The sequence below is a fragment of the Salmonella sp. SAL04213 genome, from assembly GCF_046550535.1.
Lineage (GTDB): Bacteria > Pseudomonadota > Gammaproteobacteria > Enterobacterales > Enterobacteriaceae > Salmonella > Salmonella enterica.
This window is the reverse complement of the sequence record NZ_JBGDXS010000001.1, coordinates 573,341-594,921: the sequence shown is the minus strand read 5'-3', so window position 1 is coordinate 594,921 and position 21,581 is coordinate 573,341. Positions and strand designations below refer to the sequence as shown.

Annotated in this window: 19 protein-coding genes; 13 read left to right on the top strand and 6 right to left on the bottom strand. The window is 54.9% G+C overall.

What is annotated here, in order from left to right:
* Nucleotides 1–8: 8 nt before the first annotated feature.
* The 3 genes from kdpB to kdpF are packed head-to-tail and all read right to left on the bottom strand — an operon-like array spanning nt 9 to nt 3,846.
* Complete coding sequence (gene kdpB / locus ACLJPQ_RS02925) at nt 9–2,057, bottom strand: potassium-transporting ATPase subunit KdpB (protein WP_000088034.1); 2,049 nt, start codon at nt 2,055–2,057, stop codon at nt 9–11.
* Between the two features lie 20 nt (nt 2,058–2,077).
* The gene (kdpA, locus tag ACLJPQ_RS02920; protein WP_000730078.1) at nt 2,078–3,757 is read right to left on the bottom strand and encodes a potassium-transporting ATPase subunit KdpA; all 1,680 of its coding nucleotides are present in this window, start codon (nt 3,755–3,757) and stop codon (nt 2,078–2,080) included.
* Nucleotides 3,757–3,846, bottom strand: a complete 90-nt coding sequence (gene kdpF, locus ACLJPQ_RS02915) for a K(+)-transporting ATPase subunit F (RefSeq protein WP_001670793.1) — start codon at nt 3,844–3,846, stop codon at nt 3,757–3,759. Before kdpF ends, kdpA begins: the two co-directional genes overlap by 1 nt.
* Before the next feature lie 336 nt (nt 3,847–4,182).
* Here kdpF and ACLJPQ_RS02910 point away from each other — a divergent pair, with 336 nt between their 5' ends.
* Together ACLJPQ_RS02910 and phrB are read left to right on the top strand one after the other, a co-directional pair.
* Nucleotides 4,183–4,389, top strand: coding sequence for a YbfA family protein (locus ACLJPQ_RS02910; protein WP_000401433.1), 207 nt, complete (start codon nt 4,183–4,185; stop codon nt 4,387–4,389).
* A 111-nt stretch (nt 4,390–4,500) separates the two neighbouring features.
* Nucleotides 4,501–5,922: a deoxyribodipyrimidine photo-lyase gene (phrB, locus tag ACLJPQ_RS02905; protein WP_023208421.1), complete on the top strand. Its 1,422-nt coding sequence runs from the start codon at nt 4,501–4,503 to the stop codon at nt 5,920–5,922.
* Nucleotides 5,923–5,960: 38 nt separating this feature from the next.
* Here phrB and ACLJPQ_RS02900 read toward each other — a convergent pair whose 3' ends face one another.
* A complete protein-coding gene (locus ACLJPQ_RS02900) occupies nt 5,961–7,442 on the bottom strand; it encodes an MFS transporter (RefSeq protein WP_001041123.1) in 1,482 nt (493 codons plus the stop codon).
* 328 nt (nt 7,443–7,770) lie between these two features.
* Between ACLJPQ_RS02900 and ybgI the strand changes: the two genes are divergently transcribed.
* The 5 genes from ybgI to nei all read left to right on the top strand — a co-directional run bounded on the left by ybgI (nt 7,771) and on the right by nei (nt 11,749).
* Nucleotides 7,771–8,514, top strand: coding sequence for a radiation resistance protein YbgI (ybgI, locus tag ACLJPQ_RS02895; protein ID WP_000798844.1), 744 nt, complete (start codon nt 7,771–7,773; stop codon nt 8,512–8,514).
* Nucleotides 8,515–8,529: 15 nt separating this feature from the next.
* Complete coding sequence (gene pxpB / locus ACLJPQ_RS02890) at nt 8,530–9,186, top strand: 5-oxoprolinase subunit PxpB (RefSeq protein ID WP_001188371.1); 657 nt, start codon at nt 8,530–8,532, stop codon at nt 9,184–9,186.
* On the top strand, nt 9,180–10,112 hold the full coding sequence (gene pxpC, locus ACLJPQ_RS02885) for a 5-oxoprolinase subunit PxpC (protein ID WP_000932043.1): 933 nt from the start codon (nt 9,180–9,182) through the stop codon (nt 10,110–10,112). Before pxpB ends, pxpC begins: the two co-directional genes overlap by 7 nt.
* A complete protein-coding gene (pxpA, locus tag ACLJPQ_RS02880) occupies nt 10,102–10,836 on the top strand; it encodes a 5-oxoprolinase subunit PxpA (protein ID WP_001017922.1) in 735 nt (244 codons plus the stop codon). Before pxpC ends, pxpA begins: the two co-directional genes overlap by 11 nt.
* Before the next feature lie 121 nt (nt 10,837–10,957).
* Nucleotides 10,958–11,749 (top strand): endonuclease VIII, encoded by a 792-nt coding sequence (gene nei / locus ACLJPQ_RS02875; RefSeq protein WP_064034441.1) that lies wholly within the window; start codon nt 10,958–10,960, stop codon nt 11,747–11,749.
* A gap of 54 nt (nt 11,750–11,803) precedes the next feature.
* On the opposite strand, the gene ACLJPQ_RS02870 is transcribed toward nei, so the two are convergent.
* Both ACLJPQ_RS02870 and ACLJPQ_RS02865 read right to left on the bottom strand, forming a co-directional pair.
* Nucleotides 11,804–12,850, bottom strand: coding sequence for an AbrB family transcriptional regulator (locus ACLJPQ_RS02870; protein ID WP_080185009.1), 1,047 nt, complete (start codon nt 12,848–12,850; stop codon nt 11,804–11,806).
* Nucleotides 12,851–12,986: 136 nt separating this feature from the next.
* Nucleotides 12,987–14,270 (bottom strand): citrate synthase, encoded by a 1,284-nt coding sequence (locus ACLJPQ_RS02865; protein ID WP_000785811.1) that lies wholly within the window; start codon nt 14,268–14,270, stop codon nt 12,987–12,989.
* Between the two features lie 100 nt (nt 14,271–14,370).
* Between ACLJPQ_RS02865 and ACLJPQ_RS02860 the strand changes: the two genes are divergently transcribed.
* From ACLJPQ_RS02860 to sucA, 6 genes are all read left to right on the top strand, one after another.
* On the top strand, nt 14,371–14,616 hold the full coding sequence (locus ACLJPQ_RS02860) for a hypothetical protein (RefSeq protein ID WP_001539488.1): 246 nt from the start codon (nt 14,371–14,373) through the stop codon (nt 14,614–14,616).
* A gap of 393 nt (nt 14,617–15,009) precedes the next feature.
* The gene (gene sdhC / locus ACLJPQ_RS02855; protein ID WP_000263340.1) at nt 15,010–15,414 is read left to right on the top strand and encodes a succinate dehydrogenase cytochrome b556 subunit; all 405 of its coding nucleotides are present in this window, start codon (nt 15,010–15,012) and stop codon (nt 15,412–15,414) included.
* Nucleotides 15,408–15,755, top strand: a complete 348-nt coding sequence (sdhD, locus tag ACLJPQ_RS02850; protein ID WP_000254356.1) for a succinate dehydrogenase membrane anchor subunit — start codon at nt 15,408–15,410, stop codon at nt 15,753–15,755. Before sdhC ends, sdhD begins: the two co-directional genes overlap by 7 nt.
* The gene (gene sdhA, locus ACLJPQ_RS02845; protein WP_000775561.1) at nt 15,755–17,521 is read left to right on the top strand and encodes a succinate dehydrogenase flavoprotein subunit; all 1,767 of its coding nucleotides are present in this window, start codon (nt 15,755–15,757) and stop codon (nt 17,519–17,521) included. Before sdhD ends, sdhA begins: the two co-directional genes overlap by 1 nt.
* Nucleotides 17,522–17,537: 16 nt before the next feature.
* Nucleotides 17,538–18,254, top strand: coding sequence for a succinate dehydrogenase iron-sulfur subunit SdhB (gene sdhB / locus ACLJPQ_RS02840; protein WP_001537859.1), 717 nt, complete (start codon nt 17,538–17,540; stop codon nt 18,252–18,254).
* A 525-nt stretch (nt 18,255–18,779) separates the two neighbouring features.
* Nucleotides 18,780–21,581: a 2-oxoglutarate dehydrogenase E1 component gene (sucA, locus tag ACLJPQ_RS02835; RefSeq protein WP_001181500.1), complete on the top strand. Its 2,802-nt coding sequence runs from the start codon at nt 18,780–18,782 to the stop codon at nt 21,579–21,581.

Here is a 21,581-nt window from a genome sequence, read left to right as displayed (position 1 = left end):
CATACACCTCACGCCAGACCCAGCAGGGTCAGCAGCACATCAATCACTTTGATGCCAATAAACGGCACCACCAGACCACCCAGACCATAGATCCATAAATTACGGCGCAGCATGGCCGATGCGGAAAGCGGCTTATAACTCACGCCTTTTAATGCCAGCGGGATCAGAAAAATGATAATCAGGGCGTTAAAGATCACCGCGCTCAGAATGGCGGAGTTCGGCGAATGCAGCCCCATCACGTTGAGCGCGTTTAGCTGCGGATAGGTAGCGGCAAACGCGGCGGGAATAATGGCGAAATATTTCGCTACATCATTCGCGATACTGAAGGTGGTGAGCGAGCCGCGCGTCATCAGCATCTGCTTACCGATATGCACCACTTCAATCAACTTGGTCGGGTTAGAGTCCAGATCCACCATATTACCGGCTTCTTTTGCCGCCTGGGTGCCGGAGTTCATCGCCACCGCGACGTCAGCCTGCGCCAGCGCCGGGGCATCGTTAGTGCCGTCGCCGGTCATGGCGACCAGCCGTCCTTCCGCCTGATATTGACGGATCAACGCCAGCTTGGCTTCCGGCGTGGCTTCGGCAAGAAAATCGTCCACACCGGCTTCGGCGGCAATCGCTGCCGCCGTCAGGCGGTTATCGCCAGTGATCATCACCGTTTTAATGCCCATCTTTCGTAGCTGGGCGAAACGTTCTTTAATGCCGCCTTTAACGATATCCTTGAGGGCGATAACACCCAGTACGCGCGCGCCTTCCACGACCACCAGCGGCGTCGCGCCCAGACGCGCCACGTTCTCGACGTTTTGCTCGACATCGGCGGGAAAATGGCCGCCATTGCTCTCGACATGACGCCGAATCGCGTCCACCGAGCCTTTACGGATCATCCGGTTATCGATATTAATCCCGCTCATGCGGCTTTGCGCGGTAAACGGAACAAAGGTGGCATGAAGCGACTGCACATCGCGTTCACGCAGGTTAAAGCGCTGTTTGGCGAGGATCACAATGCTGCGGCCTTCCGGCGTTTCGTCGGCCAGCGAAGCGAGCTGCGCGGCGTCAGCCAGCGTGCGTTCGTCCACCCCTCGGGCGGGTATAAAATCGGACGCCTGGCGGTTGCCGAGCGTGATAGTGCCGGTTTTATCCAGCAGTAACACGTCGACATCGCCCGCGGCTTCTACGGCGCGGCCGCTGGTGGCGATGACGTTCGCGCCCAACATTCGGCTCATTCCGGCTACGCCAATGGCGGAGAGTAGCCCGCCGATGGTGGTGGGGATCAGGCACACCAGCAACGCCACCAACACGGTGACGCTGACCGCGTTACCGCCCCAGGCGGAGAAGGGCCACAGGGTGGCGGTCGCCAGCAAAAAGACAATGGTCAGGGCGATGAGCAAAATCGTCAGGGCAATCTCGTTAGGCGTTTTCCGCCGCTGTGCGCCTTCCACCATCGCGATCATCCGATCAAGAAAGGTTTCGCCAGGATTGACGCTACAGGCAATCACCAGCCAGTCGGAAAGAATTCGCGTGCCGCCGGTGACAGAAGCGAAATCGCCGCCGGACTCGCGGATCACGGGCGCGGATTCGCCGGTAATCGCACTTTCATCCACCGAGGCGCCGCCTTCGATGACCTCGCCGTCGCAGGGAATAATATCGCCCGCTTTGACCAGGACAATGTCGCCTTTCCGCAGTTCAGCGGCGGGCACGTTATCGGCCTGCGCATCATGGCGCGGGGCGCGCAGGCGGCGAGCGAACGCGGTCTTTTTCACTCCTTTCAGACTGTTTGCCTGGGCCTTGCTGCGGCCTTCCGCCAGCGCTTCGGCAAAATTGGCGAACAGTACGGTGAACCATAACCACAGGCTGATCACCCCTGTAAACAAGGCGCTTCCCGCTATTTGTCCTGTTACCATAGCGAGCGTTAACAGAGTGGTTAGCACGCTGCCGGCCCAGACCACAAACATCACCGGGTTACGCCACTGGGCGCGTGGGCTTAATTTTTTTACAGCATCCGTTAGCGCCTGTACGAGTAAAACAGGTTCAAACAGCGCCAGTTGCTTGCGACTCATATCAATGTACTCCGCATCGCTCAAGGTAAAGAGAAATGTTCCGCTACCGGGCCAAGCGCCAGGGCAGGAATAAACGTCAGCGCGCCGACCAGCAGTACCGTGCCGATGAGCAGTCCAATAAATAGCGCGCCGTGTGTCGCCAGCGTTCCCTGACTGGCCGGCTGTACTTTTTTACTGACCAGCGATCCGGCGATGGCCATGACAGGAATAATCACGCCGAAACGGCCGACGAACATGCAGAACGCCAGCAAACAGTTCCAGAAAGGCGAGTTAGCGCTCAGACCCGCAAAGGCGCTACCGTTGTTGTTGGCGGCAGAGGAGACGGCATATAGCACTTCGCTAAAACCGTGCGGGCCAGGGTTCAGCATTGCGCTGCGTCCGGCATCCGTCATCATCGCCAGCGCCGAACCCAACAAGACCAGCATCGGCGTGACCAGGATCGCCAGCGCGGTCATTTTCATTTCGCGCACGTCGATTTTTTTCCCCAGATATTCCGGCGTGCGACCGATCATCAGCCCCGCGATAAACACCGCCAGCAGGACAAACAGCAACATGCCGTACAGCCCTGAACCGACGCCGCCAAAGACCACTTCGCCAATTTGCATCAGCCACATCGGCACCATACCGCCCAGAGCGGTAAACGAGTCGTGCATGGCATTTACCGCCCCGCAGGACGCCGCGGTCGTGACGACGGCAAACAGGCTGCTGGCCAGCACGCCAAAGCGTGTCTCTTTACCCTCCATGTTGACGCTACTGTCCGCGCCTGCCGCCAACAGATGTGGATTTCCCTGAACTTCCGCCCACATCACTACCGCTACGCAGACCACAAAAATGAATGACATTGCCCACAGTAGCGCGCGTCCCTGACGGCGATCGCCCGCCGCTTCGCCAAAGGCGAAACAGAGCGCGGCTGGAATCAAAAATATCGCCAGCATCTGCGCCAGATTAGTGAGCGCGGTGGGGTTTTCGAACGGATGCGAAGAGTTGGCGTTAAAGAAACCGCCGCCGTTAGTGCCAAGCATTTTGATCGCCTCCTGCGAAGCAACCGGCCCCATCGGCAAGAGTTGTTTAGCGCCTTCAAGAGTGGTGATGGGCTGATAAGCCGACAGGTTTTGCGGTACGCCCTGTTGGATAAAAAACAGCGCGATAATTAACGCGACAGGAAATAATATCCATAGCGTAATGCGTACCAGATCTTGCCAGGCATTACCCAGCGTGTGCACATTCTGGCGCGTAAAGGCGCGGATAAGTGCAAAAACCACCGCAATCCCGGTCGCCGCCGACAGGAAATTTTGCACCGTCAGCCCGGCCATCTGGCTAAAGTAGCTCAGCGTGCTTTCGCCGCTGTAGGCTTGCCAGTTGGTATTGGTGACAAAGCTGACGGCGGTATTCAGCGCCAGATCCCAGGACAGCCCCGGTAGCCGCTGCGGATTTAAGGGCAACCACTCCTGCCAGAATAGCAGGCAAAACAGGATGCCCAGTCCCAGCAGATTGAGCGTCAGTAGCGCCAGTAAATACTGACGCCAGTTCATTTCGTGGTCGGTAATGCCAAGAGTCCGCCAGAGGATACGCTCAACGCCAGCCACGCCCGGCAACGGAACGGCGGCGATGAGCCTTGCCAGGCCCGAACCCAACGGTTTCGCCAGTACCAATAAAATCAGTAAAAAACTGGCGATCAGTAAAAATCCTTGCGCGGCCATCAGAACGCCTCCGCATTAATCAGGGCATAGACCAGATAACCTAAAAGTAAGAAAACCAGCACGATGCCGGTTATCACGCCTGCACTCACAGAGCACCTCCAGTGGCATTGTTTTACTCCTGAGAAAGGTAATTTTTTGGCTGCAAAGATTTCGCAAAAATTGGCGGGCGGAGTGTAAAAAAAGTATAAAAATGGCAAAGACCATTATTTAACTAATGATTAGTATTAATTTAACCTTTTTGTAACTAATTTACGCTTTGAATGTAAATCTGCTGGAAAAGCGTGAAAATAAGTGGTCGGATGAGTAGTAAAATTACACCGAAAGCGGTACTATTTTAATCAGGTAACGAGGTTCAATTTTTCGGTGCTATTCACCGATTCAATCTATACCGGGGCGGGTAGCGTCGGTATAAAGGGGGGAAACGTATGGAACACTATAAAGACTATCCGGCGCATGTCATTTTTGCCCGTCGTGCTTTCGCGGTGATCGCAGGCGTGCTGGCGCTGCCGGTAATGCTCTTCTGGAAAGACCGCGCGCGTTTTTATAGTTATCTGCACCGTGTCTGGTCGAAAACCAGTGATAAACCGGTATGGATGGCGCAGGCTGAAAAAGCCACCTGCGACTTTTATTAATCGCGACCAGCCTGAAAAAACCGTCAGCCGCCACGCTGGCGGTTTTTTTATGCGCCAGGGTCTACACTGTTTAACGCTATTCGCCGTGACGTTTCATCTTTCAGGAGTTGTATGCCCACCCATTTAGTCTGGTTCAGGCGCGATCTGCGTTTACAGGATAACCTTGCGCTGGCCGCCGCCTGCCGCGATGCATCCGCGCGGGTGTTGGCGCTTTATATTTCCACCCCCGCGCAGTGGCAGGCTCATGATATGGCGCCGCGGCAGGCGGCATTCATCAGCGCGCAGCTCAATGCGCTACAGACGGCCCTTGCAGAGAAAGGCATTCCGCTGCTGTTTCATGAAGTGGCGGATTTTAACGCCAGTATTGAGACGGTTAAAAACGTTTGCCGACAGCATGACGTCAGCCATCTGTTTTATAACTATCAGTATGAGTTTAACGAGCGTCAGCGTGATGCGGCGGTGGAAAAAACGCTGCCATCTGTCATCTGCGAAGGCTTTGACGATAGCGTGATTCTGGCGCCCGGCGCGGTGATGACCGGCAATCATGAAATGTATAAAGTTTTTACACCGTTTAAAAACGCCTGGTTGAAACGGCTAAAAGAGGATATTCCGCCATGCGTTCCGGCCCCGAAGATCCGGGTGAGCGGCGCGCTTTCTACACCCTTAACGCCAGTCTCGCTTAACTACCCGCAACAGGCGTTTGACGCCGCGCTTTTCCCGGTGGAAGAAAACGCGGTCATCGCGCAGCTACGTCAGTTTTGCGCGCAGGGCGCAGACGAGTATGAGTCACGGCGGGATTTCCCTGCGGTCGACGGCACCAGTCGGCTTTCCGCCAGCCTGGCGACGGGTGGCCTGTCGCCGCGACAGTGCCTGCACCGATTACTGGCGGAGCAGCCGCAGGCGCTGGACGGCGGGCCGGGAAGCGTCTGGTTGAATGAACTCATCTGGCGGGAATTTTACCGCCATTTAATGACCTGGTATCCGGCATTATGCAAACACCAGCCGTTTATCCGCTGGACAAAACGCGTCGCGTGGCAGGAGAACCCGCACTATTTTCAGGCATGGCAGAAAGGCGAAACCGGTTATCCCATTGTCGATGCGGCGATGCGCCAGCTTAACGCGACGGGCTGGATGCATAACCGTTTACGCATGATTACCGCCAGCTTTCTGGTAAAAGATCTGCTGATTGACTGGCGGTTGGGGGAGCGCTATTTCATGTCGCAGCTTATTGACGGCGATCTTGCCGCCAACAATGGCGGCTGGCAGTGGGCCGCTTCAACCGGTACTGATGCCGCGCCTTATTTTCGTATTTTTAATCCCACGACTCAGGGAGAGAGGTTCGATCGCGACGGCGAATTTATCCGCCAGTGGCTACCGGCATTACGCGATATCCCTGGAAAAGCGATTCACGAGCCGTGGCGGTGGGCGGAAAAAGCGGGAGTCGTGCTTGATTATCCTCGGCCTATTGTGGAGCACAAACAGGCGAGAATCGCAACGCTTTCCGCCTATGAGGCGGCGAGAAAAGGGGCGTGATACAGGCCCGGTAGCGCAAACTACCGGGCCTTCTGCTATCAGGATTCGACGGCCAGCGCGCGGCTTTTGAATTTGAAGGACTGATACAGCCAAATCAGCAGGACAACCCCTACGCAGGCTAACGCGCCCCAGGTGATCTGTTCAAAAACATCCACATAGGCGTTGATGGCGTAATTAACCGCGCCGCTGGCGTCGAAGGCGCTTTGCGAGGTCTGGTCAGCGATGACGCCTGCCAGATAGTTAGCTATCGCGCCGGACAGCAGCATATAAATTCCGGTTAATACGCCGGTGACGCCGGGGATATCAATGCGCGTAATTTGCGACATGGCGACCGGGTCGATAAACAGCTCGGCAAAGCCCATCACCGCCAGTCCCAGCACCATTAGCGGCATTGAAGAGTGTCCGTAAGCGGCGGACCAGCGTGCGCTCAGGGTCAGAATACAGAATCCGGCGCTCATCAGACCGAGACCCAGCGCGAATTTGCCCCAGATACGCACGGTGCGATTACCGCTTACGCTCTCTTTAACCAGCCAGGCCAGGACGACCCCACACAGCATCACGGCAAAGGCGTTCACCGACTGGAACATGGCGGTAGGAACGGAATAGCCCAGAATATCGCGGTTCACAAAGCGGTCGATATACAGGCTGATAGAACTGCCGCCCTGCTGGGCAAACGCCCAGAACAGCATACTGAACAGGGTCAGGGTGACAATCAGCCCCAGTTCTTTGCGCTGTTTGGCCGTTTGCGCCTGACGATAAATTTTTGCCAGCACGACCAGGCCGATCGCGGTCGCCACGATTAAGGCATAGACAGACCATTCTTTCCAGAACAGAACGGTAATCAGCAACGGCGCCGCTACCAGCAGAATTAACAGCCAGCCCCAGTTCGGTAGCAGGTAGTTTCTGGCGCACAACACGGCTTTATTCACGCCGGTGGTGTGGGTGAAATGACGATTTCCACACAGGAAGATCACTAACCCCGCCAGCATACCAATGGCGGCGAGCGCAAAGCCCATCGCCCAACTGTACTCCTCTTGCACATAGCCGCAGGCGATAGGCGCCACGATCGAACCAATATTGCCCGCTGCGTAAAGCAGCGAGAACCCGCCGTCGCGGCGCGGATCTTCCGGCTGGTACAGTTCGCCCAGCAGGCAGCTAATATTCGATTTAAACAGGCCGTAGCCGCAGACAATGATCGCCAGCGACAGATAAAGGAATGTCGGCGCGATCTCACTGGCGCCCAGCACTAAATGACCTATAGCCATTAAAAATGCGCCCAGCATGACTGCCATTCGGTTGCCAAGCACCTTATCCGCCAGATAGCCGCCAAGAATCGGCGTTACGTAGACCAGCGAACAATAAGCGCTGAATAACTCATAGGCGTGGTTATCGTCGTATTTTAGCTGATTGGTGAGATAAAGAATCAGTAGGGCGCGCATACCATAAAAGCTGAAGTACTCCCAAATTTGCAGGGCGACAACGTAGTAAATAGCGCGGGGTTGAGATGCTTGTTTATTCATCGTATTTCCGGGATAGAGACGCTGCGGCAAGAACGCGGCATTCTCAGATAATGCCTTTCTTTGTGGGCTTATTAAGCCTGCCGTATCGCCGTGTTTCCTTAAAGTTACCAACATGATACAGAACTGATTTTTTCTGCAATATGCGTTCTGATTGCATAAATATACATGAAACCGATCGTGTTTTGCTAAGTAATTTGCGCCAAACCCGGGGGTGATTGTTTCTTGATGTGTCAAACAAATGTTTATCGACGAACGGCTAACGGGAGGCTATGTTAACGGAGGCTGAACCCGTAACGGGAAAGTAGAACGTGGGTTAAAGGGAGCGATGATGAAAAACACCGAGCTGGAACAACTGATTAACGACAAGCTGAACAGTGCGGCAATAAGCGATTATGCGCCGAATGGTTTACAGGTCGAAGGAAAAGAGACGGTACAGAAAATCGTTACCGGCGTGACCGCAAGTCAGGCGCTGCTCGATGAGGCGGTGCGTTTGCAGGCCGATGCGGTTATTGTTCATCATGGTTACTTCTGGAAAGGCGAGTCTCCGGTTATTCGCGGCATGAAACGCCGTCGCTTAAAAACGTTACTGGCAAATGATATTAACCTTTACGGTTGGCATCTGCCGCTGGATGCGCACCCTGAGCTGGGCAACAATGCGCAGTTGGCGGCGCTATTGGGCATTACCGTGAAAGGAGAAATTGAGCCGCTGGTGCCGTGGGGAGAGCTCTCAATGCCGGTGCCGGGGCTGGAACTGGCCTCATGGATTGAAGCGCGTCTGGGGCGTAAACCGCTATGGTGCGGCGATACCGGGCCAGAGAATGTGCAGCGTGTCGCCTGGTGTACCGGCGGCGGACAAAGTTTCATTGATAGCGCCGCCCGCTTCGGCGTGGATGCTTTTATTACCGGCGAGGTGTCTGAACAGACCATTCATTCCGCGCGCGAACAGGGGCTGCATTTTTATGCCGCCGGGCACCATGCCACTGAACGCGGCGGTATTCGCGCCCTGAGCGAATGGTTGAACGAAAACACGGCGTTGGATGTGACGTTTATTGATATCCCTAACCCGGCATAACTGAGAGGTAATAAAGTGCAGCGAGCGCGTTGTTATCTGTTAGGCGAAACGGCGGTCGTCCTGGAACTTGAACCGCCGATTACGCTGGCGAGCCAGAAACGCATCTGGCGTCTGACGCAGCGTCTGGTCGATATGCCGAACGTGGTGGAAGCCATTCCCGGGATGAACAATATCACCGTGATCTTGCGGGAACCGCAAACCCTGGCGCTGGATGCGATTGAGCGTCTGCAGCGCTGGTGGGAAGAGAGCGAGGCGCTGGAGCCGGACTCGCGTTCGGTTGAGATCCCGGTGATCTATGGCGGCGCAGGCGGGCCGGATCTGGCGGCGGTGGCACGGCACAGCGGTTTGAGTGAAAAGCAGGTCGTGGAGCTACATGCCTCCGTTGAGTATGTCGTCTGGTTTTTAGGCTTTCAGCCTGGCTTTCCCTATCTTGGGAATTTACCAGAACCGCTCCATATGCCCAGACGTGCGGAGCCGCGCCTGCAGGTTCCGGCCGGTTCTGTCGGCATCGGCGGCGCGCAGACGGGTATTTATCCATTATCCACGCCGGGCGGCTGGCAGCTGATCGGCCTCACGCCGTTGAAGTTATTCGATCCGATGCGGGAGCCTCCGGTTCTGCTACGCCCTGGCGATAGCGTACGCTTTGTGCCGCAAAAGGAGGGAATATGCTGAATATTATTCGCGCGGGGATTTATACCTCCGTGCAGGATAGCGGGCGTCACGGCTTTCGTCAGTCGGGGCTGAGTCACTGCGGTGCGCTGGATAAACCCGCCTTTCAGACCGCTAATCTCCTGGTCGGGAACGATGCGAATGCCCCAGCGCTGGAAATCACTCTCGGTCAACTGGTTGTCGAATTTGAAAATGAGACCTGGTTCGCTCTTACCGGCGCAGGCTGCGAAGCGCAGTTGGATGATCAACCGGTCTGGACAGGCTGGCGATTGCCGGTAAAAGCGGGTCAACGTCTTACGCTGCATCGACCGCTTCACGGGATGCGTAGCTATCTGGCGGTGGCTGGCGGTATTGCTGTGCCGGAGGTGATGGGATCGTGTAGTACCGATCTGAAGTCCGGTATCGGTGGGCTGGAAGGACGGCTGCTAAAAGATGGCGATCGGTTGGCGACGGGTAAACCATCGCGACAGTTTAGCGGGCCGCAGGGCGTGAAGCAGTTACTGTGGGGGAATCGCATCCGTGCGCTGCCGGGGCCGGAATACCGTGAATTCGATCGCGCCTCGCAAGAAGCGTTCTGGCGTTCGCCATGGCAGCTCAGTCCGCAAAGTAATCGCATGGGCTATCGTTTGCAGGGACAATCGTTAACGCGGACAACGGATCGCGAACTGCTGTCGCACGGTTTGCTGCCCGGTGTCGTGCAGGTGCCTTACAACGGCCAACCTATTGTGCTAATGAATGATGCCCAGACAACTGGCGGCTATCCGCGCATTGCCTGCATCATCGAGGCAGATATGTACCATCTGGCGCAGATCCCGCTAGGACAACCGATCCATTTTGTGCAATGTTCGCTGGAAGAGGCGCTCAACGCGCGCCATGAGCGTCAGCGCTATCTGGAACAGCTTACCTGGCGGCTTCAGCATGAACATTGATTTAAATGCGGATGTGGGCGAAGGTTGCGCCAGCGACAGCGAATTATTAACGCTGGTCTCCTCCGCCAATATCGCCTGTGGTTTTCACGCCGGTGATGCGCAAACCATGCTGACCTGTGTGCGCGAGGCGCTGAAAAACGGCGTGGCGATCGGCGCGCATCCCAGCTTTCCGGATCGGGATAATTTTGGGCGGACGGCGATGGTTTTGCCGCCGGAAACGGTATACGCCCAGACGCTGTACCAAATCGGCGCGCTGGGGGCGATTGTCCAGGCGCAAGGCGGCGTGATGCGCCATGTCAAACCGCACGGTATGCTCTATAACCAGGCGGCGAAAGATCCTCATCTGGCACAGGCGATTGCGAAAGCGGTACACGACTATGATCCGTCACTGATACTGGTTGGACTGGCGGGAAGTGAGCTGATCCGGGCCGGTGAGCGCCATCGCCTGGTGACGCGGCAGGAGGTGTTTGCCGATCGCGGCTATCAGGCCGACGGTAGCCTGGTGCCGCGCATGCAACCTGGCGCGCTGATTCACGACGAAGAGCAGGCGCTGGCGCAAACGCTGGATATGGTACAAGCCGGGAGAGTGAAAAGCGTTACTGGCGTGTGGACGACTGTCACGGCGCAAACGGTGTGCATTCATGGCGACGGCGAGTATGCGCTTGCATTCGCACGCAGGCTACGCGCCGCGTTCAATGCGCGTAATATACACGTTATTGCCTGAGAGCCGGACGATTGAAGCTATTATATTACGGCTGTGGATGTTCATTATGGCGTTCGATGTGCATTCCAGATAGTCAGAGGCGGTGTAGTCCATTAATCAACTGTTAACAAAGGATATTATCATGCCTGAAGGCCCGGAAATTCGTCGTGCGGCGGATAATCTGGAGGCGGCAATCAAAGGCAAACCCTTAACCGATGTCTGGTTTGCCTTTGCACAGTTAAAACCGTATGAATCGCAGCTTACCGGTCAACTTGTTACCCGGATAGAGACGCGGGGAAAAGCGTTATTGACCCACTTTTCAAATGGCCTGACGCTCTACAGCCACAACCAACTCTATGGCGTATGGCGGGTGATCGATACTGGTGAAATACCGCAGACCACGCGTATATTGCGCGTCAGGCTACAAACGGCGGATAAAACTATTCTGCTTTATAGCGCGTCTGATATCGAAATGCTGACAGCAGCGCAGCTCACGACGCACCCTTTTTTACAGCGGGTCGGTCCGGATGTGCTGGACGCGCGTCTTACTCCGGAAGAGGTTAAAGCTCGATTGCTGTCGCCGCGTTTTCGCAACCGACAATTTTCCGGACTGTTGCTGGATCAGGCCTTTCTGGCGGGATTGGGGAATTATCTGCGCGTTGAAATCCTCTGGCAGGTAGGGTTAACCGGGCAGCATAAAGCGAAAGATCTCAACGAGGCGCAACTGAATGCGCTTTCTCACGCGCTGTTGGATATTCCGCGCCTGTCCTACACGACTCGCGGTCAGGCGGATGAAAACAAGCATCATGGCGCACTGTTTCGCTTTAAGGTTTTCCACCGTGACGGCGAAGCGTGCGAGCGGTGCGGCGGCATTATTGAAAAGACAACACTGTCCTCACGCCCGTTTTACTGGTGCCCGCATTGCCAGAAATAGCCGGAACCGCCATCGGCGAGCGGCTATTGCCTGATGGCGCGACGCTTATCAGTCCTACAAAGGTTGTCTGGGCGCATAGGTTGATATAAAACGGGCCACAGCTGGCCCAGTTAACAGAATGCTGAACAGCCGTAGGGTTTGCATTGCCATGATGAGCGCCATATCGGCACTGCTTCCTGCCGCGATCGCGGCAACCGTATCCAGACCACCGGGACTGGTGGCGAGATAAGCCGTCATAAAATCAATCTGCATGTAATAAGCCATTCCCCACGCCATCGCGGCGCAAATCGCCATCAGCGCGAAAATTGACAATAAGATTTGCGGCAATGGCCGCAGCGCCATAAAAAACACCCGTCTGTCAAAACCCAGCCCAATACGCCAGCCTATCGCCATATACGCCACGGCCAGCAGCCATTCGGGTAATTCAATCTCAATGATGCCTTGCGAATGGAGAAGCGCGCCTGCCAACATGGGGAGCAGCATCGTGCCGGAAGGGATACGCATCAGGCGACCGGCAATGCCCGCCACGATCGCTAATAACAGCGTCGTCAATAAATTACCGCTAAGCGGCGGAAACCAGACCACCTGTTGGCTGACCGTTGCCGCGCTGTCGCCGAGTATCAGGCGTGTCACCAGCACCGCCGCGCCAGCCACAAACAGTACCCGTAGATACTGCATAAACGCCACCAGGCGGATATCCGCCCCGTAATCTTGCGCCATCGCTACCATTGCCGCCGCGCCGCCCGGCGAAGATCCCCATGCGCCGGTGTTGCCGGGCAGCGAGCTGTAGCGTACCAGCAGCCAGCCGACTACCGCGCTGGAAAGCAGCGTCACCAGCAATACTAAAAGCACGACCGGCCAGTAGAGGGCGAGGGTGGTCAATATCGAACCGGTTAGATTTTGGGCGATCATACAGCCGAGAATCGCCTGCGCGGCGAGAAAAATACCGCGCGGAAGTTGTAGCGTACTACCTCGCAAACTCAACACGATACCCGCAATCATTGGACCGAGCAGCATTGCCGCCGGAAGGTGCAGATAGAGAAAAATAAGGGAAATGAGCAGCGATAACAGGAACAACAAAAACCACTGCAGAATCGGCATTCCATGCTCCCTGAATGATATTTAGCGAAACCTTAATTAATCATAGAGAGTAACGGGGTAAGAATAAAATAATGAGGATAAGAAAAAAGGGAAAATGTATCGGATGGCGAGGGTTGCGTCGCCATCCGGTTGTCAATTAACGCTTCAGCGCCGATTTAAAATCGCGTTTATCGTAGCCGGTATACAGCTGACGAGGACGGGCGATTTTCATGCCGTCAGTGTGCATTTCATTCCAGTGTGCAATCCAGCCAACGGTACGCGCCATGGCGAAGATCACGGTGAACATGGAGGACGGAATGCCCATCGCTTTCAGAATGATGCCGGAGTAGAAGTCTACGTTCGGGTACAGTTTCTTCTCGATGAAGTACGGGTCGTTGAGCGCAATGTGCTCAAGCTCCATCGCCACTTCCAGCAGATCATCTTTGGTGCCCAGCTCTTTCAGCACTTCATGGCAGGTTTCACGCATCACGGTGGCGCGCGGATCGTAGTTTTTGTAAACACGGTGACCGAAGCCCATCAGGCGGAAAGAATCATTCTTGTCTTTCGCACGGCGAACAAATTCCGGAATGTGTTTAACAGAGCTGATTTCTTCCAGCATTTTCAGCGCGGCTTCGTTGGCGCCGCCGTGCGCGGGTCCCCACAGGGAGGCGATCCCGGCGGCAATGCAGGCGAACGGGTTGGCGCCGCTTGAACCTGCGGTACGTACCGTTGACGTAGAGGCGTTCTGCTCATGGTCAGCGTGCAGGATCAGAATACGGTCCATCGCGCGCTCCAGTACCGGATTTACTTCATAGGTTTCACACGGCGTGGAGAACATCATGTTCAGGAAGTTACCGGCGTAGGAAAGGTCGTTGCGCGGATAAACAAACGGCTGACCGATGGAATATTTGTAACACATCGCCGCCATGGTCGGCATTTTGGACAGCAGGCGGAACGCCGCGATTTCACGGTGGCGCGGATTGTTCACATCCAGCGAGTCGTGGTAGAACGCCGCCAGCGCGCCAGTAATCCCGCACATTACCGCCATCGGATGTGAGTCGCGACGGAAAGCATGGAACAGGCGAGTGATTTGCTCATGGATCATCGTATGGCGGGTGACTGTCGTTCTGAACTCGTCATACTCTTCCTGCGTCGGTTTTTCGCCGTACAGCAGGATGTAACAGACTTCCAGATAGTTGGAATCGGTAGCAAGCTGGTCAATCGGGAAACCGCGATGCAACAAAATGCCTTCGTCGCCGTCGATGAAGGTGATTTTAGATTCGCAGGATGCGGTAGAGGTGAAACCAGGGTCAAAAGTAAAAACTCCTTTTGAACCGAGACTACGAATATCAATAACATCTTGACCGAGTGTACCTTTTAGCACATCCAGTTCAATAGCAGTGTCACCAGTAAGGGTGATTTTTGCCTTTGTATCAGCCATTTACGGTCTCCTTAGCGCCTTATTGCTTAAGACTGCCGGAACTCAGACTTGCCTTCTCCACGTCATCTTCCTCGTCGTTAGTGCAGGGAAGATTCTGTGTATGCATCAATCAACCGTTACCAGTTTGTTATTTGGCTCGCCGCTCTGTGAAAGAGGGGATGACCTGGGTACAGAGCAATGGGCGCTTGCAGGTAACGGCTTGATTAATTTCGAATTAGCAGCAAATCAGGAACGTAGCAATCCGAGTAATGTAACCTGTCTATCACTAATAACTGTCCTGAAAGAATGGGTCAATATCATTGTACTGTTGCATAACTTATTAACAGGTGAAAGAGTGACCCCATAACTTTTACGCATTATATGCTTTTTCTGGTGTCGTTTGTAACAATTTTGTTTAATGTTTGTCAAATCAGATGATTGAAAATTAAAAAAATGTTGTTATCGTGACCTGTGTCACTGTTCAGGATAAAACCCGACAAACTATATGTAGGTTAATTGTAATGATTTTGTGAACGTCCTATACTGCCGCCAGGTCTCCGGAATACCCTGCAATCCCGAGCCACCCAGCGTTGTAACGTGTCGTTTTAGCTACTGGAAGCAGTGTTTTACATGACGCGCAGTTATAGAAAGGACGCTGTCTGACCCGCACGCAGACCGGAGGAAGGAAATCCCGTCGTCTTTCTGGCTACAGGTAGATTCACCTCTGTAACCGAAGTCTTAAGGGAATAATAAGAACAGCATGTGGGCGTTATTCATGATAAGAAATGTGAAAAAACAAAGACCTGTCAATCTGGATCTACAAACGATTCGGTTCCCCATCACAGCGATAGCGTCCATTCTCCATCGCGTATCCGGTGTGATTACTTTCATCGCCGTCGGCATACTACTGTGGCTACTGGGCACCAGCCTCTCTTCTCCGGAAGGATTCCAGCAGGCCGCCGATATCATGGACGGCTTCATCGTTAAATTTATCATGTGGGGCATCCTTACCGCGCTGGCGTATCACGTCATCGTGGGAATTCGTCACATGTTAATGGATTTTGGCTATCTGGAAGAAACATTCGAAGCGGGTCAACGCTCTGCCAAAATCTCTTTTGTTATCACTGTCGTGCTTTCACTTCTCGCAGGAGTCCTCGTATGGTAAGCAACGCCTCCGCATTAGGACGCAATGGCGTACATGACTTCATCCTGGTCCGTGCTACCGCTATCGTTCTGACGTTATACATCATCTACATGGTGGGTTTTTTCGCCACGAGCGGCGAACTGACCTTTGAAGCCTGGACCGGTTTCTTCTCATCGGCCTTCACCAAAGTCTTCACCCTGCTGGCGCTTTTTTCCATCTTGATTCATGCCTGGATCGGCATGTGGCAGGTGTTAACCGACTACGTTAAACCACTGGCAGTGCGTCTGATACTGCAACTCGTTATCGTTGTTGCGCTGGTGGTTTACGTCATCTATGGATTTGTTGTGGTGTGGGGTGTGTAATGAAACTGCCAGTCAGAGAATTTGATGCTGTTGTGATTGGTGCCGGTGGCGCAGGTATGCGCGCGGCGCTGCAAATTTCCCAGAGCGGCCAAACCTGTGCGCTGCTCTCGAAAGTCTTCCCGACCCGTTCCCATACCGTTTCCGCGCAGGGCGGTATCACCGTGGCGCTCGGCAATACCCATGAAGATAACTGGGAATGGCACATGTACGATACCGTAAAAGGGTCGGACTACATTGGTGACCAGGATGCCATCGAATATATGTGTAAGACCGGACCGGAAGCGATTCTGGAACTGGAGCACATGGGGCTACCGTTCTCCCGTCTTGATGATGGACGTATCTATCAGCGCCCGTTCGGCGGCCAGTCGAAAAACTTTGGCGGCGAGCAGGCGGCACGTACCGCGGCGGCGGCTGACCGTACCGGTCACGCCTTGCTGCACACGCTGTATCAACAGAATTTGAAAAACCACACCACGATTTTCTCCGAATGGTATGCGCTGGATCTGGTGAAAAACCAGGATGGCGCGGTGGTGGGGTGTACCGCACTGTGCATCGAAACCGGTGAAGTGGTGTACTTCAAAGCCCGCGCGACGGTGCTGGCGACCGGCGGCGCAGGCCGTATCTACCAGTCCACCACCAACGCTCACATCAACACCGGTGATGGTGTCGGTATGGCGCTGCGTGCCGGTGTCCCGGTGCAGGACATGGAAATGTGGCAGTTCCACCCGACCGGCATCGCCGGGGCGGGCGTGCTGGTGACAGAAGGCTGCCGCGGCGAAGGCGGTTACCTGCTGAACAAACACGGCGAGCGCTTTATGGAGCGTTATGCGCCGAACGCCAAAGACCTGGCGGGTCGTGACGTGGTGGCGCGTTCCATCATGATCGAAATCCGTGAAGGCCGCGGCTGCGATGGTCCGTGGGGGCCGCACGCTAAACTGAAACTGGATCATCTGGGTAAAGAGGTGCTGGAATCTCGCCTGCCGGGTATCCTGGAGCTGTCCCGCACTTTCGCTCACGTCGATCCGGTGAAAGAGCCGATTCCGGTTATCCCGACCTGCCACTACATGATGGGCGGTATTCCGACTAAAGTGACCGGTCAGGCGCTGACCGTGAACGAGCAGGGCGAAGATGTGGTGATTCCGGGGCTGTTTGCGGTAGGCGAAATCGCCTGTGTATCGGTTCACGGCGCCAACCGTCTGGGCGGTAACTCACTGCTGGATCTGGTGGTCTTTGGCCGTGCGGCGGGGCTGCATTTACAGGAATCCATCGCCGAGCAGGGCGTGCTGCGCGACGCCAGCGAGTCTGACGTTGAAGGTTCTCTGGAGCGCCTGAATCGCTGGAACAATAACCGCAATGGCGAAGATCCGGTGGCTATCCGCAAAGCGTTGCAGGAGTGTATGCAGCATAACTTCTCCGTATTCCGTGAAGGCGACGCGATGGCGAAAGGGCTTGAGCAGTTGAAAGTGATCCGCGAGCGTCTGAAAAACGCCCGTCTGGATGACACGTCCAGCGAGTTTAATACCCAGCGTGTTGAGTGTCTGGAGCTGGATAACCTGATGGAAACTGCCTACGCCACTGCCGTATCAGCCAACTTCCGGACGGAAAGCCGCGGCGCGCATAGCCGCTTCGATTTCCCGGAGCGTGATGATGCCAACTGGTTGTGTCATACCCTGTATCAGCCGCAAACGGAATCCATGACGCGCCGAAGCGTCAATATGGAACCGAAACTGCGTCCGGCGTTCCCGCCGAAGATTCGTACTTATTAATTGCGGAGACAGGATGATGAAACTCGAATTTTCGATTTATCGTTATAACCCGGATGTCGATAACGCTCCGCGTATGCAGGATTACACCCTGGAAGGCGAAGAAGGGCGCGACATGATGCTGCTGGATGCGTTAATCCAGCTTAAAGAAAAAGATCCCAGCCTTTCTTTCCGCCGTTCCTGCCGCGAAGGTGTGTGTGGTTCTGATGGTTTGAATATGAACGGTAAGAATGGTCTGGCCTGTATTACCCCTATTTCGGCGCTGACTCAGCCGGGTAAGAAGATTGTGATTCGCCCGCTGCCCGGTTTGCCGGTGATCCGCGATTTGGTGGTAGACATGGGGCAATTCTACGCACAATATGAGAAGATTAAGCCTTACTTATTGAATAATGGGCAAAATCCACCGGCTCGTGAGCATCTGCAGATGCCAGAGCAGCGTGAAAAACTCGATGGGCTGTATGAATGTATTCTTTGCGCCTGTTGCTCAACATCCTGTCCGTCATTCTGGTGGAACCCGGATAAGTTTATCGGTCCGGCGGGGCTGCTCGCGGCGTATCGATTCCTGATCGATAGCCGTGATACCGAGACCGATAGTCGTCTGGAAGGGATGAGCGATGCATTCAGCGTATTCCGCTGTCACAGCATTATGAACTGCGTCAGTGTATGTCCTAAGGGACTAAACCCGACGCGCGCTATCGGCCATATTAAGTCGATGCTGTTGCAGCGTAGCGCATAAGTAGTTGTAGTGGTTGCCGGATGGCGACGTACCGTCTTATCCGGCCTACGGGTTACGTATTCTGTAGGCCTGATAAGCCAGGCGCCATCGGGCAATAGAAGTGCAGGAAACCTCTAAAAACTGCCATATGATTAGTAATAATCGGGATGTTCAGAGCGAGACAAGGCGCGGTCTGAACGAATCTTCGGGAGCATAGTTAACTATGTGACCGGAGTGAGCGAAGGCCGCAACGCAGTCGTAGCCTGAACAGCGAAGATTATTAGACAGTTTTTAAAGGTTCCTTAGCGGACGCAGATGACACGACAGTCCGCAACAAGTGAACCCCGGCACGCATACAGCGTATGCGTGGTTAGTATCCACGGCGAAATACTCGTCATAGTTCACGTTGCATGTGCGTTGGCTGCACTTGCTCACCCCGGTCACTTACTGGATGTAAGCTCCCAGGGATTCGCAAGCTTGCCGCCTTCCTGAAACGTGACCTATTTAGAGTATTAAATAAGCAGAAAAGATGCTTAAGGGATCACGATGCAGAACAGCGCTTTGAAAGCCTGGTTGGACTCTTCTTACCTCTCTGGTTCGAATCAGAGCTGGATAGAACAGCTCTATGAAGACTTCTTAACCGATCCTGACTCGGTAGACGCTAACTGGCGTTTGACGTTCCAGCAGTTACCTGGTACCGGAGTCAAACCGGATCAACTCCATTCAAAAACACGTGAATATTTCCGGCGGCAGGCGTTGGCTGGCTCACGTCACTCTTCTACGATTTCCGACCCTGACACCAATGTGAAGCAGGTTAAAGTCCTGCAGCTTATCAACGCTTATCGTTTCCGTGGCCATCAGCATGCAAACCTCGATCCGCTGGGACTGTGGAAACAAGAACGCGTGGCGGATCTGGACCCTTCTTTCCATGATTTGACCGAGGCCGATTTCCAGGAAACCTTCAATGTCGGCTCCTTTGCCAGCGGCAAAGAGACGATGAAGCTGGGCGAGCTGCTCGACGCGCTCAAACAGACCTACTGCGGCCCGATTGGCGCTGAGTATATGCACATCACCAGCACCGAAGAGAAACGCTGGATCCAACAGCGCATCGAATCCGGTCGTGCGGCCTTTAGCGCTGACGAGAAAAAACGCTTCCTGAACGAACTGACCGCCGCTGAAGGGTTGGAACGTTATCTGGGTGCCAAATTCCCCGGTGCGAAACGTTTCTCGCTCGAGGGGGGAGATGCGCTGATACCCATGCTGAAAGAGATGGTTCGCCATGCGGGTAACAGTGGCACTCGCGAAGTGGTGCTGGGGATGGCGCACCGCGGTCGCCTGAACGTGCTGATCAACGTACTGGGTAAAAAACCGCAGGATCTGTTCGACGAATTTGCCGGTAAGCATAAAGAACATCTGGGTACCGGCGACGTGAAGTATCACATGGGCTTCTCGTCAGATATCGAAACCGAAGGCGGTCTGGTTCACCTGGCGCTGGCGTTTAACCCATCGCATCTGGAAATTGTGAGCCCGGTGGTGATGGGCTCCGTGCGCGCCCGTCTGGACAGACTGGACGAACCGAGCAGCAACAAAGTGTTGCCGATTACTATTCACGGCGACGCCGCGGTGACCGGCCAGGGCGTGGTTCAGGAAACCCTGAACATGTCGAAAGCGCGCGGTTACGAAGTGGGCGGTACGGTACGTATCGTTATCAACAACCAGGTGGGTTTCACCACCTCTAACCCACTGGATGCGCGTTCAACGCCTTACTGCACCGATATCGGTAAAATGGTCCAGGCGCCGATTTTCCACGTCAATGCGGACGATCCGGAAGCCGTCGCTTTTGTGACCCGTCTGGCGCTGGACTTCCGTAATACCTTTAAACGCGATGTGTTCATCGATCTGGTGTGCTACCGCCGTCACGGCCACAACGAAGCCGACGAGCCAAGCGCAACCCAGCCGCTGATGTACCAGAAAATTAAAAAGCATCCGACGCCGCGTAAAATCTACGCCGACAAGCTGGAAGCGGACAAAGTCGCGACGCTGGAAGATGCCACCGAAATGGTTAACCTCTATCGCGATGCGCTGGATGCAGGCGAATGCGTGGTGAAAGAGTGGCGTCCAATGAATATGCACTCGTTCACCTGGTCGCCGTATCTAAACCACGAATGGGATGAAGCATACCCGAACAAGGTAGAAATGAAGCGTCTGCAGGAGCTGGCAAAACGTATCAGCACCGTGCCGGAAGCCATTGAAATGCAGTCTCGCGTGGCGAAAATTTATGGCGACCGTCAGGCAATGGCGGCAGGCGAGAAATTGTTTGACTGGGGCGGTGCGGAAAATCTGGCTTACGCCACGCTGGTCGATGAAGGCATTCCGGTGCGCCTGTCCGGGGAAGACTCCGGTCGCGGCACCTTCTTCCATCGTCATGCGGTGATCCACAACCAGACGAACGGCTCAACGTATACGCCGTTGCAGCATATTCACAGCGGTCAGGGACAGTTTAAAGTCTGGGACTCCGTGCTGTCTGAAGAAGCGGTACTGGCTTTTGAATACGGTTATGCCACGGCGGAACCACGTACCCTGACTATCTGGGAAGCGCAGTTTGGCGATTTTGCCAACGGCGCGCAGGTAGTGATTGACCAGTTCATCTCCTCCGGCGAGCAGAAATGGGGCCGGATGTGCGGTCTGGTGATGCTGTTGCCGCACGGCTATGAAGGGCAGGGGCCGGAGCACTCCTCCGCGCGTCTGGAACGTTATCTGCAACTTTGCGCCGAGCAGAATATGCAGGTTTGCGTGCCGTCCACCCCGGCGCAGGTCTACCATATGCTGCGCCGTCAGGCGCTGCGCGGGATGCGTCGTCCGCTGGTGGTGATGTCGCCGAAATCGCTGCTGCGTCACCCGCTGGCGGTTTCCACGCTTGATGAACTGGCGAACGGTTCCTTCCAGCCGGCCATTGGCGAAATTGACGAGCTGGACCCTAAAGCCGTAAAACGCGTGGTAATGTGTTCTGGTAAGGTTTATTACGACCTGCTGGAACAACGTCGCAAAAACGACCAGAAAGATGTCGCTATCGTGCGCATCGAACAGCTCTATCCGTTCCCGCATAAAGCGGTGCAGGAAGCGCTGCAACCATACGCTCACGTCCATGATTTTGTCTGGTGCCAGGAAGAGCCGCTCAACCAGGGCGCATGGTACTGCAGTCAGCATCATTTCCGTGAAGTGATTCCGTTTGGGGCCGCTCTGCGTTATGCAGGTCGCCCGGCCTCCGCCTCTCCGGCGGTAGGGTATATGTCCGTTCACCAGAAACAGCAACAAGATCTGGTTAATGACGCGCTGAACGTCGATTAA